General features: G+C 59.6%; 13 protein-coding genes and 1 tRNA gene. 7 read left to right on the top strand and 7 right to left on the bottom strand.

The features are described 5' to 3' along the window. The 3 genes from H1Y01_RS03940 to H1Y01_RS03930 all read left to right on the top strand — a co-directional run. Window positions 1-883: hypothetical protein (locus H1Y01_RS03940; protein ID WP_219341242.1), on the top strand; the 883-nt coding region annotated here is incomplete at its 5' end. A gap of 39 nt (window positions 884-922) precedes the next feature. After that, window positions 923-2,218: an Nramp family divalent metal transporter gene (locus H1Y01_RS03935; RefSeq protein ID WP_219341241.1), complete on the top strand. Its 1,296-nt coding sequence runs from the start codon at window positions 923-925 to the stop codon at window positions 2,216-2,218. Between the two features lie 90 nt (window positions 2,219-2,308). Continuing rightward, on the top strand, window positions 2,309-2,698 hold the full coding sequence (locus H1Y01_RS03930; protein WP_180538970.1) for a hypothetical protein: 390 nt from the start codon (window positions 2,309-2,311) through the stop codon (window positions 2,696-2,698). 240 nt (window positions 2,699-2,938) lie between these two features. Here H1Y01_RS03930 and H1Y01_RS03925 read toward each other — a convergent pair whose 3' ends face one another. Both H1Y01_RS03925 and H1Y01_RS03920 read right to left on the bottom strand, forming a co-directional pair. Then, entirely contained in the window at window positions 2,939-3,889 is a 951-nt protein-coding gene (locus H1Y01_RS03925; protein ID WP_180538969.1) for a VWA domain-containing protein, read from the bottom strand. Then, window positions 3,873-4,880 (bottom strand): VWA domain-containing protein, encoded by a 1,008-nt coding sequence (locus H1Y01_RS03920; RefSeq protein ID WP_180538968.1) that lies wholly within the window; start codon window positions 4,878-4,880, stop codon window positions 3,873-3,875. The genes H1Y01_RS03925 and H1Y01_RS03920 overlap by 17 nt, the downstream gene beginning before the upstream one ends. Before the next feature lie 70 nt (window positions 4,881-4,950). On the opposite strand from H1Y01_RS03920, the gene kdsB reads away from it, so the two are divergent. From kdsB to kdsA, 3 genes are read left to right on the top strand one after another with little or no spacing between them, the layout of a single operon-like run. Next, on the top strand, window positions 4,951-5,718 hold the full coding sequence (kdsB, locus tag H1Y01_RS03915) for a 3-deoxy-manno-octulosonate cytidylyltransferase (RefSeq protein ID WP_180538967.1): 768 nt from the start codon (window positions 4,951-4,953) through the stop codon (window positions 5,716-5,718). Continuing rightward, a complete protein-coding gene (locus H1Y01_RS03910; RefSeq protein ID WP_180538966.1) occupies window positions 5,711-7,360 on the top strand; it encodes a CTP synthase in 1,650 nt (549 codons plus the stop codon). The genes kdsB and H1Y01_RS03910 overlap by 8 nt, the downstream gene beginning before the upstream one ends. Further along, entirely contained in the window at window positions 7,335-8,171 is an 837-nt protein-coding gene (gene kdsA, locus H1Y01_RS03905; protein ID WP_257644409.1) for a 3-deoxy-8-phosphooctulonate synthase, read from the top strand. Before H1Y01_RS03910 ends, kdsA begins: the two co-directional genes overlap by 26 nt. A gap of 2 nt (window positions 8,172-8,173) precedes the next feature. Here the strand turns inward: kdsA and H1Y01_RS03900 are convergent. The 5 genes from H1Y01_RS03900 to H1Y01_RS03880 form a co-directional block, all read right to left on the bottom strand. Beyond that, window positions 8,174-8,250: transfer RNA gene (locus H1Y01_RS03900), tRNA-Pro, on the bottom strand. Between the two features lie 116 nt (window positions 8,251-8,366). Continuing rightward, window positions 8,367-10,610 carry a heavy metal translocating P-type ATPase gene (locus H1Y01_RS03895; protein ID WP_180538965.1) on the bottom strand — a complete coding sequence of 748 codons (2,244 nt, stop codon included), beginning with the start codon at window positions 10,608-10,610 and terminating at the stop codon, window positions 8,367-8,369. Between the two features lie 527 nt (window positions 10,611-11,137). Next, complete coding sequence (locus tag H1Y01_RS03890; protein WP_180538964.1) at window positions 11,138-11,953, bottom strand: dimethylarginine dimethylaminohydrolase family protein; 816 nt, start codon at window positions 11,951-11,953, stop codon at window positions 11,138-11,140. A gap of 112 nt (window positions 11,954-12,065) precedes the next feature. Then, window positions 12,066-12,335 (bottom strand): 30S ribosomal protein S20, encoded by a 270-nt coding sequence (rpsT, locus tag H1Y01_RS03885; protein WP_180538963.1) that lies wholly within the window; start codon window positions 12,333-12,335, stop codon window positions 12,066-12,068. Between the two features lie 46 nt (window positions 12,336-12,381). Next, entirely contained in the window at window positions 12,382-13,038 is a 657-nt protein-coding gene (locus tag H1Y01_RS03880) for an NAD(P)H-binding protein (RefSeq protein ID WP_180538962.1), read from the bottom strand. Window positions 13,039-13,136: 98 nt separating this feature from the next. Between H1Y01_RS03880 and H1Y01_RS03875 the strand changes: the two genes are divergently transcribed. Further along, on the top strand, window positions 13,137-14,354 hold a 1,218-nt coding region (locus tag H1Y01_RS03875; RefSeq protein ID WP_180538961.1), incomplete at its 3' end, for a VWA domain-containing protein.

Genomic DNA, 14,354 nt, shown 5'->3' with positions numbered 1-14,354 from the left:
CATCCAACCGGGCCAGGACCTGTTTGCCGCCGCGGAATCAGGCTTGTCCGAACACGTTCTCGTTCTCTTACTATCGCCCGCATCCAACCCTGCCCGTTGGCCCCTGCAAAGCTGGGAGCCTTTCCTGCATCCTCCGGCTGCCGATGGCGCTAAGATCGCGATATTTCTCTTACAGGACTGCGTGTTTCCGGGCCGTCTGCGGCGCGGATTGAGGCTTTTCGATGCTACGGCCGAGCGGCTCACCGCCATGCGCCAATTGAAGCGCTGGCTGCACAGCATCCAGCTGGGGACCTCCGCGTCCATGACTTTCTCCCCGGATCTCGAATTCCTGTATCGCGCTCTCGCCGACCGGCCCGGAACACTCGCAGCGCCAGGAGCGATGGCCGCGCGTTTCGCGCAGCAGGCCGTATACGATTTCTCGGCGGTCTGCTGGATTCCCGCGGTCGGCAGAACGCTCACGCAGATCGCCGGAGAGATCGGCGCGCAGTTGCGGATGACGCTCGACGGTCCGCCGGAAGACAACTGCCGGCGGGTGCGCGACATGCTCTCAGGCAGACGCTGCCTGTTGGTTTTGGACGCTCCGCAAGCGGCGCTCGATCCGATCCTGCTCTGCGGCCAGACCTCGATCCTTTTCACCACCGAAGCTGTACACATCCCCATAGATGAGGTAAGCCTGGCCGCCGGCCGCGCCCTGGCCGCAGCCGGCCGGCTGGCCGAAGCCTACGAGGTTTTCCAGCAACTCTTGAAGTCCGGGATCGAACCGCAATCGTGCGCCCGCGAACTCGTCTGGATCTGCGAGCGCTGGGATCGCCTGGATGAAGCCAATGCTCTCCGGTCCTACTTCGGACCTTCGCCATCCAAACAGTTGCTTCTATTCTCATGAGGACTCCTCGCACTATAGACTGTTAACTGGTCTAGCGCTTTGGAAACCGCTCCGGTAACCCCCGATACTCCAGCTCCGAAACGGTCTCCGGCCCATTTCTTCGAGATTTTCGAGCAGCTCGGACCCGGCCTGATCACCGGTGCCGCCGACGACGACCCCTCCGGCATCTCCACTTACTCGGTTACCGGCGCAACCTTCGGGCTCTCGTGCCTCTGGACCGCCGTATTCTCGTTTCCCTTGATGGTCGCCGTTCAGCTGATGTGCGCCCGCCTGGGCCTGGTGACCGGGCGCGGACTCGCCGGAGTGATCCGCAAACGTTATCCGCGTTGGGTACTTCGGTCGGCTTGCGCGCTGCTGATCATTGCGAACGTCTTTAACATCGGGGCCGACTTAGCCGGGATGTCGGAATCGGCGGCGATGGTCACCCCAATTCCGGCGTTCGTTTGGACGCCAATATTCGCGATCGGAATTGTTACCGCTCTAATTGTGTCGTCTTACAAACGAGTGGCGCAAACTTTCAAGTTACTCACCTTGGTATTGTTCGCCTATGTGATCGATGCGTTCCTTGCCCAGCCCGATTGGAAGGCCGCGTTCATGGCCACGGTGTTACCTAGAGTTCACTGGAACCGGGAGTACCTTTCCGTATTGGTGGGCATCTTAGGGACGACTATCTCGCCTTACTTATTCTTCTGGCAGGCGTCGCAGGAGGTCGAAGAAGAACGTGAACACGGGCGTAAGACGATCATGCAGCGCCGCGGAGCCACTCCGCAAGAGCTGCGCGCCGCCCGGAACGATGTCATGGTAGGAATGTTTTTCTCTAACCTGGTCATGTACTTCATCATTCTTACCAATGCGACGACGCTGCATGCTCACGGGATCACGAATATCGAAACGGCGCAACAGGCGGCGGAAGCTTTGAAGCCGCTGGCCGGCAACGCCGCGTATCTGCTGTTCACGCTGGGAATTGTGGGAACCGGGGTGCTAGCCGTGCCTGTACTTGCGGGATCCTGCGCCTACGCCGTATCGGAATCGTTTGCGTGGCGGGCGTCGATAAATATGCGGCCGTCCATCGGCAAGCGGTTCTATTCGGTACTGGCCGTGTCGATTGTGCTCGGTGTCGGTCTGGATTTCGCGCGTATCAACCCCGTCCGCATGCTATTTCTCGCCGCAGTCTTGAACGGCGTGCTCGCGCCCCCGTTGATCGTTCTCGTTCTGTTATTAACTAATGACCGTAAGGTAATGGGGGAAGCTACAAATCCTTTACTGATCAATGTGCTCGGCTGGACTTGCGCGATTGCCATGGGTGTCGCGGCGATCTGTATGTTTATTGTTTAGGGCGGCTAATCACGTGACATCTGTGTTCTCCCGACGATAGGCACGTAACGTGTTCATGCCGACTCGACAGTAGTTCCAAGGAGAATCTTCATGAAAAAGAAATTTCTTACAATCCTATTCGCAGCCGCGATATCGACGCCGGTCACTTTCGCGCAAGCCGGCGGCGCGGGTGGTGCAGGTGGATCAGGCGCGGCGGGAAGCAGCGCCGGGCAGTCCGGAACGAACGGTGCGAGCTCGGGTTCAAGCGCCGGCTCAAGTCAGGGAACCGGTTCCTCAATGAACAACGGTACGGGCACTAACGGTGGAACAACCGGTACGACAAGAAGCCGGTCTCGCCGCAAGAAAAGTAATAGCAATAGCACGGGAAGTCAGGGATCGACCAGTAACTCCTCCGGGACTACCGGAACAGGGGCCGGCACCGGGTCAGGTGTTGGAACTTCAGGCTCCGGGACGGGATCGGGCAGCAATCCTCCTCAATAAATAGAACGTGAATCACCAGATACCAGGTGCAGCCGCGAGCTGCACCTGTCTATCTCATACCTCGCGCCCAACGCAGGTACTGCAACAGCTGCCTCCGAAACTCCCAGCCAAACGTAAAGAATCTCGATGGAGTAATCCGATCCGCGGGGATCCCCGAGTAAGTCTCAATCCTCCAAAGAAGATACGGACTCTTCCAGGGACGCAGCCGAAATCCGCGCGCCATCTCCCAGATCAGCGTAATCATTTCGTGGCTGAGGTGGGACCGTGGGGAGTCGACATGCCTTCGGGCGTTGCATAGTAGCCCAATCTGGTTCGCACGTTCAGCTTGCCCGGAGCATTAACGGTGACTTTAACCGTATGGTAGGCACCGTCGCTGCCCGGCGGCGTATAGCCGAGCGTGTACTGATTGCGGATATCCTTGGCTACCTCGTGAGCGATCTGCTCGACATCGCTGACTTCCTTGGGGAAGAAGGCCATGCCTCCCGTCGCTTCAGTCAACGTCACCAGGGCGCGTTTGGCTCGCTTGGCCTCGCGTTTCTCGTCTTCACTGAGGAGCCCGATGGCATAGATCAAGACATCGCTGCTCTGCGCTTCCCGCGTTAGGTTCTCCAGGCTGACCATGCTGGCGTTATCGTCGCCGTCCGTCACCACCAGCAGCACGCGTTTATCCCGCTTGCCCTTTTCTTTCAAGTGATCGATCGACATCCGAAGAGCGTCGCGCATCGCCGTGCCGCCCCGCGAATCAATCTTCGAAAGGCCTTGCTCCATCTTCTTGATGTCGCTGGTGAAGTCCATATCGAGGAACGCCTCATCATTGAAGTTGACGATAAAAACTTCGTCCTCTTTGTTCGAATCTTTCACGAGTGTGATTGCGGCGGACTGAACTTTCGCCCTCTTGTCGCGCATGCTTCCGCTCGAATCGATGATGATTCCCATCGAGACCGGGACATCCTCCCGTTTGAACACTTTGAGCGCTTCCGGCTGGTTATTGTCGAAGACTTGAAATTGACCTTGAGTCAGATCCGTAACTAGGTGCCCGTTCTTATCGAGAACAGTCACCGGCAGCACAACCAACCGGGTGTTCGTCGAATAAGTGAAGTCGCCGCTGCCCTGCGCAAAAGCGCGGAACGCGAACGCTGCCGCCAAGAGTACCAGAGCCGCTGGAGCAGTTCCACTACTGTGTCGGCGCATAGTAACCCAACCTCCAACTTGCCCGTAGCGGGGGTAACCCGCGGGGCTGAACGAGCTTCACTTGAACACGGCGATACTTACCATCGCGCGTCGCATTCTTCGGGGTGTAACCAATCAAGTACTGGTTCCTCAGTTCGATGCCGATCTTAGCCGCGATATCCGGCAGATCGTTCAGGTTCTCCACCGGGAAGTGGCGGCCGCCGGTCTGCTCGGCCATCTCGCTCAATAATCCCGGTCCGGAAAGTTCTTCCGCCGTGCGCCCCCGCGCGCTAATGGGTTCAAAGATGCCGATCGCATAAATCTGGACGTCCGCTTCACGAACCAGGTTCTTAATCTCGCTTTCTGTATACCGGCTGCTATTATCGCCGCCATCGGAGATGATCAGAAGCGCCTTGCGAGGGTTAGCCTCTTTGTGCTTCCGCATCGTATTTAAGGCCAGGTAAACCGCATCCAGCAGCGCGGTTCTGCCTTTTGACTGAGTAAACGTCAGCTTGTTCTGGATCTCTTCGAAGCTGCTTGTAAATCCGCAGGTCAGCTCAGGCCGGTCGTTAAACTCCACCAGGAAGAACTCGTCCTCGGGATTGGCCGTCTTGAAAAACTGAGAGACCGCCTGGCGGGACTTCTCCAGCTTTTGCCCCATGCTCCCGCTGGTATCGAAAACGATACCTACCGAGAGGGGAGCATCCTCACTGGAAAAATAAGAAACCGTCTGCTCCAACTTGTCTTCGAAGACCCGGAAGTTTTCTTTCTCCAGACCGGTCACGAAACGGTTCAGTTGGTCGGTGACAGTAACAGGTATTTGAACAACGTTGGTGTCAACGCGGATGTTGGCCTTGGGTGTGGGAGCCTGCTTGTCAGCCGGCTTGGCCCGCGGCTCGATGTTGACCGTGGGCGGAATCGGGTCAGACGGTTGCGCGGTTTCCGCCGCCCAAACGGAAGTGACTAGGGCCGCAATGAACAGACCAGGGGCGGCAAACTGGAAAACGCGCATTCCACGCTTCCTTCTTATGCGGCCAGTCTAGCATACAGGATTTTCAGTGAGTTTTGTAGTAACATAGCGTGTGTCCCGCAGAGTCCTGGGCGTGATTCCCGCTCGGTACGCCTCGTCCCGATTTCCCGGAAAAGCCCTCGCCACCCTCGCCGGACGCTCCCTCCTCGAGCACGTTCATGAACGGGTCTCGATGGCCCGCTATATCGACGCCGTGCTCGTCGCGACGGACGACGAGCGGATCGCATGCGAAGCGCGCCGCTTCGGAGCCCAGGTGCGAATGACCCGCTCCGACCACTCGTCGGGTACCGATCGCGTCGCCGAAGTTGCTTCCAGCGAGGATGCGGCTATTGTCGTCAACATACAGGGGGACGAGCCGCTCATCGATCCTGGCGCCATCGACGCCGCGATCCTGCCGCTGATCGAAGAGCCTGCAATACAGATGGCGACGCTTAGCAAGCGCATCGAAGACGAACGTGAGATCGGCGATCCCAATGTCGTTAAAGTGGTAACCGACCGCCATCGCAATGCGCTTTATTTTTCGCGATCCGCCCTACCGCATGTGCGCGTCGGCGGCGAACTCCCGGCGTTCTTCAAACATACAGGCCTATATGTGTTCCGGCGCGCTTTCCTGCTGCGCTATCCCGATCTTCCGATTGGCCCGCTTGAACAGGCCGAGCGTCTCGAACAATTGCGCGCCCTCGAAAATGGATTTAAGATTCGTGTCATCGAAACGGAGTACGAAAGTTTCGGTGTCGACACCCCCGAGGACCTGGAACGCGTAACTTACCTCTTCGAACGTTCGGCTCAGCCCGCGGCCATAGGTATAAAGAATGGCTAAGTGCATCTTTGTAACCGGCGGTGTGGTCTCCTCTCTAGGTAAAGGTATTGCAGCGGCGTCGATCGGCTGCTTGCTGGAGAGCCGCGGATTGAAGGTCTCGCTGCAGAAGTTCGATCCCTACCTCAACGTCGATCCCGGCACCATGAGCCCGTTTCAGCATGGCGAAGTCTTTGTCACTGACGATGGCGCGGAGACGGATCTCGACCTGGGCCACTATGAGCGCTTTACGCATGCGCGGCTAACTCAAACCAATAACTTAACCTCGGGCCGCATCTACGAGCAGATTATTCAACGCGAGCGCCGCGGCGATTACCTGGGCAAGACCGTACAGGTGATTCCGCATGTCACGAATGAGATCAAGAACGCGGTTCGGAAGGTCTCGGAGGGCGTGGATGTCGTCATCGCGGAGATCGGGGGAACGGTGGGCGATATCGAGTCGCTCCCATTCCTGGAAGCGATTCGCCAGCTGCGCCACGAACTCGGCCGCGAAAACTCTCTCTTTGTTCACGTGACTCTGGTTCCCTGGATCGCCGCGGCTCAGGAACTCAAGACGAAGCCGACACAGCACAGCGTCCGCGAACTGCGCGCGATCGGTATTCAGCCGGATATCCTGCTCTGCCGTACCGAACGATTCCTGCCGGATGAGATGAAGGAGAAGATCGCGCTGTTCTGCGACGTGGAGCCGCACGCCGTGGTTACTGCCCGCGATGTGGAATCGGTCTACGAGATTCCGATCGCCTTCGCATCCGAAGGCGTGGATGAAGTAATCCTGAAGCTTCTTAACCTGAAGGCCGGCGATCGCGATTTGACAAAGTGGAGCGACATGCTCGAGTGCTTCCGCAATCCCGTCGATGATGTGACCATCGGAGTGATCGGAAAGTACGTCGAGTACGAAGACTCTTATAAGAGCTTAAAAGAAGCGCTGCTGCACGGCGGGCTGCGGGATCGTTTGCGCGTCCGCATTGAATGGGTGGAGGCGGCCGGACTGGAGCAGGAGGGCTGGCAGCGCCAGCTTGGACACTTCGATGCTCTCCTGGTTCCGGGCGGCTTCGGAAACCGCGGCATCGAAGGCATGATCCGGGCGATCCGGTATGCCCGCGAAAACAAAGTTCCCTACTTCGGCATCTGCCTTGGAATGCAGACCATGGTAATAGAGTTCGCGCGCCATGTAGCCGGATTAGACAAAGCGAACTCGACGGAGTTCGATCCAGCTACAATCAACCGCGTCATCTATAAGTTGCGTGAACTCAAAGGTATCGACGAACTCGGCGGCACCATGCGTCTCGGCGCGTGGCCTTGCGTGCTGCACCCCGACAGCTTTGCCTACGAAGCTTATGGCACAACGAATATCAGTGAACGCCATCGCCATCGCTACGAATTCAACCGTGAATTTCAGGAGCAACTAACGGACGCGGGATTAAAGATCACCGGCGAGACACCGGATCGCACTTACGTGGAAATCTGTGAGATCGCCGATCATCCTTGGTTTCTCGGGTGCCAGTTTCATCCCGAGTTCAAGTCCAAGCCATTAGAGCCGCACCCGCTATTTCAGTCTTTTGTAAGTGCCGCCTACGATCACAAGCGCCGCCGTCTGAACGAATCGAGACTATTCGAAGTTGCCGAACTTACCCGCGCCGATTGAACTAATCACCGGCGCCGGGCCGGTCCGCTTCGGGGCGGGCGAGGAACTGGCGCTTATCGCCGGCCCATGCGTGATCGAGAGCGAAGAGCATGTTTACCGGATGGCGGCGGGTATCCGCGAGATAGCGGGGCCATTCATTTTCAAAGCTTCATTCGATAAGGCGAACCGCACGAGCTTGACCGGGTTTCGCGGCCCGGGGATCTCCGAAGGTTTGCGTATCCTTTCAAACTTGCGGGCGGAAGGGCACGCGGTACTAACCGATATTCATGAACCCTGGCAGGCGGAGAAAGCAGCGGAAGCGGTGGATATCCTGCAGATACCCGCATTCCTATGCCGCCAGACGGACTTACTCATAGCAGCGGGGCGCACCGGCAAAGTAGTGAATATCAAGAAAGGTCAGTTCGTGGCGCCGCAAGATATGCGGCCCGCGGTGGACAAAGTCGTCTCAACCGGTAACGAGCGCATCATCCTGACCGAGCGCGGCTCCACCTTCGGCTATAACAACTTAGTTGTCGACATGCGCGGTCTGAGGATCATGTCCGACATTGGATTTCCGGTGGTCTTCGACGCGACGCATAGCGTGCAGCTCCCGTCCGGCGCGGGAGGATCGTCGGGCGGGCAGCCGCAATTCATCTCGACTCTGGCGTCGGCTGCTAGTGCCGTGGGCATCCAAGGTTTGTTTGTCGAAGTTCATGACCATCCCGAACGCGCATTATCAGACGGGGCGAATGCCCTCCGCCTGGACCGGCTGGAAGCTCTGCTGCGGCGGGTCCGAATGATACATGAGACAGCCCGGAAGTATCCGGCGTAGGTTGGTCGGGGCGGCGTGATTCGAACACGCGACATCCTGCTCCCAAAGCAGGCGCTCTACCGGGCTGAGCCACGCCCCGATAAATACATGTTACCAACGACCGGTAAGATCGGTTACGCCAACGATGCCGGAGCCATCGTCCTCCGGCCTGGACGGAGAGCTGGTTTTAAGTTACTGCACGAACCAACCGCGCAACTAAAGGCTCACGCGTCTCAATCGCAGCGCGTTCACGATCACCGAGAAAGAGCTGAAGGTCATGGCGACGCTGGCCATCATCGGACTCAGCAGAATGCCGAAGAACGGGTACAAAATGCCCGCGGCGATGGGCACGCCCAGTAGGTTGTAGACGAAAGCGAAGAAGAGGTTCTGCCGGATGTTGCGCATGGTCGCGCGGCTCAGTGCGCGGGCGCGAGCGATGCCGCGGAGATCGCCTTGCACCAGAGTGATGCCCGCACTTTCCATGGCGACGCCGGCGCCCGTTCCCATGGCGATTCCGACCTGCGCCTGCGCGAGCGCGGGAGCATCGTTGACACCATCCCCGGCCATCGCAACCGTGCGGCCTTCGGACTGGAGACGCTTGATAATTTCCGCTTTCTCCGCGGGCAAAATGCCGGCATGTATCTCGTCGATGCCGAGCTTCGTTCCCACTGCACGCGCGGTGATGGCGTTATCGCCGGTCAACATGACGATGCGCATGTGTTCGCGATGGAGCTGCGCGATCGCTTCGGGCGTGGAGCGCTTGATCGGGTCCGCAACCCCGACGAGACCGGCCGCGCTGCCGTCGACCGCGACCAGCATGACCGTCTGACCTTGCAAACGCAGATCATCGGCGCGTTGGGCGAGCGGCCGAGGGTTAATGCCGAACTCTTCAAATAGTGCGGCGCTGCCGACGGCGACCTGGCGGCCGTCGACCCGGCCAGTAACGCCTTTGCCGGTAAAGGAGCGGAAGTCTTCGGCGCCGGGGAGTTTGAGGCCGCGCTCCTTTGCGCCCGCGACGATGGCGGCGGCGAGCGGGTGCTCGCTGGCTTGTTCCAGACTCGCGGCGAGGCGCAGCACTTCACTGTGTTCCGGCGCTGTCACGAGTTTGGGCTTGCCTTCGGTAAGCGTCCCGGTCTTGTCGATCACCAGCGTGTCCACTTTCCGGAGCATTTCGAGCGCTTCGGCATTGCGGATCAGAATCCCGGCCTGCGCGCCGCGGCCCGTGCCCACCATGATCGACATCGGCGTTGCGAGACCTAGCGCGCAAGGACAGGCGATGATCAGGACAGCGACGGCATTGACAAGCGCGTTCGATAAGCGCGGCTCCGGTCCCCAGATCGACCACACCGCGAAGGTGAGCGCCGCGGCGGCGATTACGGCGGGAACGAAGTAGGACGCGACAAGATCCGCCAAGCGCTGAATCGGCGCGCGGGTACGCTGCGCTTCACTAACCATCCGCACGATCTGCGAAAGCAGGGTTTCGGCGCCGACATGTTCCGCGCGCATGATGAAGCTGCCGGTTGCATTGACTGTTCCCGCGATTACCCGATCGCCGGGAGTCTTCTCAACAGGGATAGGTTCGCCGCTGACCATCGACTCATCGATGCTGCTGCCGCCTTCGAGCACAATGCCGTCGACCGGAACTTTGTCGCCCGGGCGGACGCGCAGGCGGTCCCCGACGGCCACCTGGTCGAGCGGAAGGTCTGCCTCGTTTCCGCCGGCTCGGATCACACGCGCGCTGTTGGGCGCCAAGCCGAGGAGGGACCGGAGAGCGCTGCCCGTCCGGCTGCGGGCGCGCAGCTCGAGAACCTGCCCGAGGAGCACCAACGTGACGATGACAGCGGCGGACTCGAAGTAGAGTTCGCCCCGCTTTGATAGGAGCGACGCGACACTGTAGATGTACGCCGATCCTGTGCCGAGCGCGATCAGCGTGAACATGTTGAGGTTCCGGCTCAGGATGGAGGCCCAAGCTCGCTGGAAAAACGGCTGCGCGCACCAGAGGACAACGGGAGTTGCGAGGGCGAACTCGATCCAATGCAGCCGCGCGCCGGGGTGGGCGAACATGAGCAGCAGCAGTGGAATGGTGAACGCCAGACTGATTCCGAACCGGCGGGACATATCCGCAAGCTCCGGATTGGCGTTATCGCCGAGGACGATTTCGCGCGGCTCGAGCGCCATGCCGCAGATCGGGCACGGGCCGGGTTGGGAGCGCACGATCTCGGGATGCATCGGACAGGTATACTCGGCGGCTTTGACGGGCTCGGTGGCGGGCGCCGGTTGCGGTTGTAAGTGGAGACCGGGATCGGCGTGGAACTTAGCGGCGCATCCTTTGCTGCAGAAGTAGTAAGTCCGGCCGGCGTGGTCTTCGGTTGCGGCGGCCTTGAGCGGATTTACGGTCATGCCGCAGACCGGATCGATTACAGCGGGTAGCGCTTTGAGTATTGCGTCGGGAGTTGTCATCGAGGAGGCCCGGCCGGATAAGTTGCCCGGCGCCGACCGTGGAGATTATAAGTCGATTATCCCGTATCGCCCGGGGGGCATTCTAATGGTCAGCGCAGATAATCAGCGCGGATAAGAGGACCGTGTTGACGGGAGGTCGAAGGAAACTAAGGTGGCGGGGAAAACCGCCACCTCTCGTGTAACAGTCTGTTTACGCGTCTTACTTGCTAGTGGCTGCTGCTCCGGCCGTGGCGTGGGACTTGGATTTCTCGTGCGCCTCTTTCGATGCAGCGTGAGCCTTTTCGGAGTGACCGTGCGCGGCTTCCGAATGCTCGTGAGCGGCCTTATGATCACCTTTCTCGTGATGGTCGGCGGCAGTCCGGTGTGCCTTGGCAGCGTTATCGTGGTGTTTCGCTGCTTCGTGATGGGCGTTCTTCGGCATATTTTTATTTCTCCTCGTGGGCGCGCAAATTCAGGGCGCGCAACATGAGCCTAACACACTGGGCCGCTGCCCAGAGCGCTGTTTAACTTCGCGCCGTACTTCACACTTAGGCTTCGTCCAGACGAAGTGAGAGGCACTTGGTGGCGCCCCCCGCTTTCATGAACTCCGAGACGCCGGACGGGACGACATCGAACCCCCGCGAGGTGAGCCAGGCGGCCGTCTCCGGGCTGGCGTGGTTGAGGATCACGGTCTTGCCGATGTTGACCGCGTTGCAGGCAAAGGTGACCGCTTCGGCATCGCTGAGAGCGAAGCGCTGATCGGCCGGGACGCGGGATTCGATCGCGCTTCTCGACGCTTCATCGAACGCTTCGGGGAAGTAAATCAGCAGTCCTTCTTCGAGGGGGCAGAAGCAGGTATCCAAGTGGTAGAAGCGGCTGTCGCGCAGACGCAGGGGTTGCACTTCGAGTCCGGTCCATCGTTCAAGAAACGGTTTGGCGGCCAGGTCGGATCGAAAACCATGACCGAACCACAGGAGCGGGCGGCCGCGATCGATCAACGCGTCGCCGGCGCCTTCGAACCGGATACCATCGGGAAGGGTTCGGACATTGAATCCGTCGGCCGTGAGCCACTCGGCATAGTGGCGCGATTCGGGCTGGCGCTCGGGATGGCGGAAGCTGCTCAGCACGGCGGAATCACGGTGGACCAGAGCGGCATTGGCGGTGAAAACGAGATCGGGGAGCCCGTTGACCGGCGGCATCAGGGCCACGTCGGCCACGTCGCTCAACAGTTTATGGAAGCTGCTCCATTGGGCGGATGCGAGTCGCGTATTCGCGGCGTTGAGCTGACCTTCCATCCACGGATTAATGACGTACTCAACGTCAAAATGAGTGGGCGGGCACATCAGGAACCGGGACTGTTTCATTGGGACACCTTGTAGTAGAGTCCCGAGTGTAAACGGTTTCTACAGCATCCCGCATTATGAAAGTTTATGCAGCGCTGATGCGCCGTTGCGTGCCGGAGGGCTACTCGAGGCTCTACTTCGCCGCGAGAGCTTTGACCTTGGCGTGAATGCGGCTCTTATAACGGGCCGCGGTGTTGCGCTTGATGATCCCCGATCGCGCCGAGCGATCGATCATCGAGAAGGTCGTGCCCAACAGTTCGTTGGCGGCGGATGCGTCTTTGGAGGTCAAAGCCTTGCGCATCGCCCGAATCGAGTGGCGCAGGCGCGTCTTATTCTTCCGGTTGAATTCGGTGCGGCGCTCTTCCTGCCGAACGCGCTTCTGTGCTGATAAATGATTTGCCATGCCTAAGTGTCTGAAAGAGTTTGCTAACCAACAAAGTATAGCAAATTCATCGGCTCAACCGGACAATGTCCGGGTACTCATAGACGTGTACCCCGGGGTTCGGCGCCGAACTCGCCGCGACCATCGCCCGCGCGACGTCCAACGCCGCGGTCGGACGGTATCTCCTTAAACGTCCGATCAGCGCAAACTGCAAGGGGAGCATGAGTGCGGCGGCTACGGATTCCCCGAATCGGCGTTCACCGCGGTCCCCCACCAAAAGGCTCGGCCGGAACAGGTGCGTATCGCGGAACCCTTCCTGCTTAACCGATTCTTCCGCCTCGCCCTTCGTCCGGAGATAGAAGTTGCCGGACGCCGCGTTCGCTCCCACCGACGAAACCAGCGCGAACGATTGCGCGCCTCCCGCGTGTGTCCATCGCGCGAAAGCCTGGACGAAGTCATGATCCACGCGCCGGAACGCCGCTTGCGAACCGGCCGTGCGGATGGTTGTTCCGAGTGCGCAGAAAGCGGCATCGCATTCGCACGCCGGCTGCGCCCCAAGCTCACCCAAATCCAGGATTTCCTGCTTTAGTTTCGGGTGCGAGACCGCAATCGCGCGTCTGGAAACGGCGACCACGCGCTCGTAGGATTCGTCTTCGAGCAGCAGCTTCAAACAAAGGCTGCCCACCAAACCCGAGGCCCCGGCAATGGCAGCGGTACGGCTCACGTCTTCCAGTTGATCACGCGGGCATTCGCCGCGCGGCGGCCTGTCAAACTAGTAACGCGGGCAGCCGCGCAATCCGTCCTAGTCTGAAAGCCGCTTCCATGTGGAAACACACTCTCCCGATCCTCACTGCCGCGTTTCTGCTCGTGGCAAAGGCCGCGCCCCAGTCCGCCCCCGCCACCGCGTCCGATGGCGAGACCACCATCCGCAGTTCGGTTCGCGAAGTCGTGGTCGACGTGGTGGTGCGCGATAAGCACGGCCGTTTGGTAAATAACCTGAATGCCGGGCAGATGACGGTTTACGATAACGGCACGCCCGCGCCGATCCGGTCGTTTCATTTTGTTCGCGGGACCGAAGCCCACGCCGAGGACGCCAAGCTAACGACGAGTCAAATCGCCGCGACGGGATCGGCCGCAAACAGCGCGGTCGCCGCTCCGCAGGTTGCACGCGCGCTGAATCCCTTGCGCGCCGTGAATCTGATCTGCCTCGTGCTGAACGATATCGACGAAAATACGCGCCAGCTCGCTATCAGTTCGGCCGAGAAGGTGGTGGATCGCGAGCTGCGCACCAACACCTACATCGGCATTTTCACGCTGGATCAAAGCGGCATGCGATCGCTGACTCCGTTTTCGAATAATCGCGCGCAGCTGGTCAGCGCGGTCAGGAAAGCCGCGACCAATCAACTGGCCGGAACTGCGGGCGTGGACCTCAGTGCGCCGACGAGCGCCGGGCTGATCAGCGCAATGACTCTGACATCGCCGGTTTCCGATGTGGGGACAACGTCGCAAAGCAACGCGAATACGAACTCAGCTTCGGCGACGACGACGGCGGATCCGGCGCTTACCGGACTCGCCACGGCTCAGAATCCGCTAAGCGCGCGCGGCAACATGGAGTTCAGTTCCCTGGTGGGCATGCGCGAACTCGACGCTTTGACTGCATTGGTTCAGCAACTTAGTCCCTTGCCTTTTCAGAAGACTGTGTTGTTGATCAGTAACGGCCTGGTGAAACCTCCGGATCACGTGGATTACTGGGCGTCCCTGATTAAGAACTCCAATAAGTATGGAGTTACCTTCTACGCGCTGGACGCATGGGGATTGGGCGTTTGCCAGGATCAGCCCAGCGGCACTTGCGATGCCGCGCGTTCGTCCATGCAGGATTCGATCGACATGCTGCACACGTCCGCCAAGCTAAGCCAGCAACAACAGAAAGTGGGTTTGAGCGGCGCCGAGATGCACGAGCTGATGCATGAAGACGACTACATCGGCTATGGTGTGCAAACCGGCAACAAGCAGGAAAATCTGCGCGATCTGGCCGAGCGC

The sequence above is a fragment of the Nevskia soli genome (assembly GCF_903970205.1).
In the GTDB taxonomy this organism is placed as follows: domain Bacteria; phylum Acidobacteriota; class Terriglobia; order Bryobacterales; family Bryobacteraceae; genus Bog-113.
Note: the sequence above shows the minus strand (reverse complement) of the source record. Positions and strands in the feature narration are given on the sequence as shown.

Bases quoted from the DNA above. Each gene is read 5' to 3' on its own strand.
- H1Y01_RS03890 (WP_180538964.1), bottom strand. From the start codon at position 11,953: ATGAAACAGTCCCGGTTCCTGATGTGCCCGCCCACTCATTTTGACGTT.
- H1Y01_RS03920 (WP_180538968.1), bottom strand. From the start codon at position 4,880: ATGCGCGTTTTCCAGTTTGCCGCCCCTGGTCTGTTCATTGCGGCCCTA.
- H1Y01_RS03895 (WP_180538965.1), bottom strand. From the start codon at position 10,610: ATGACAACTCCCGACGCAATACTCAAAGCGCTACCCGCTGTAATCGAT.
- H1Y01_RS03925 (WP_180538969.1), bottom strand. From the start codon at position 3,889: ATGCGCCGACACAGTAGTGGAACTGCTCCAGCGGCTCTGGTACTCTTG.
- H1Y01_RS03910 (WP_180538966.1), top strand. From the start codon at position 5,711: ATGGCTAAGTGCATCTTTGTAACCGGCGGTGTGGTCTCCTCTCTAGGT.
- H1Y01_RS03930 (WP_180538970.1), top strand. From the start codon at position 2,309: ATGAAAAAGAAATTTCTTACAATCCTATTCGCAGCCGCGATATCGACG.
- rpsT (WP_180538963.1), bottom strand. From the start codon at position 12,335: ATGGCAAATCATTTATCAGCACAGAAGCGCGTTCGGCAGGAAGAGCGC.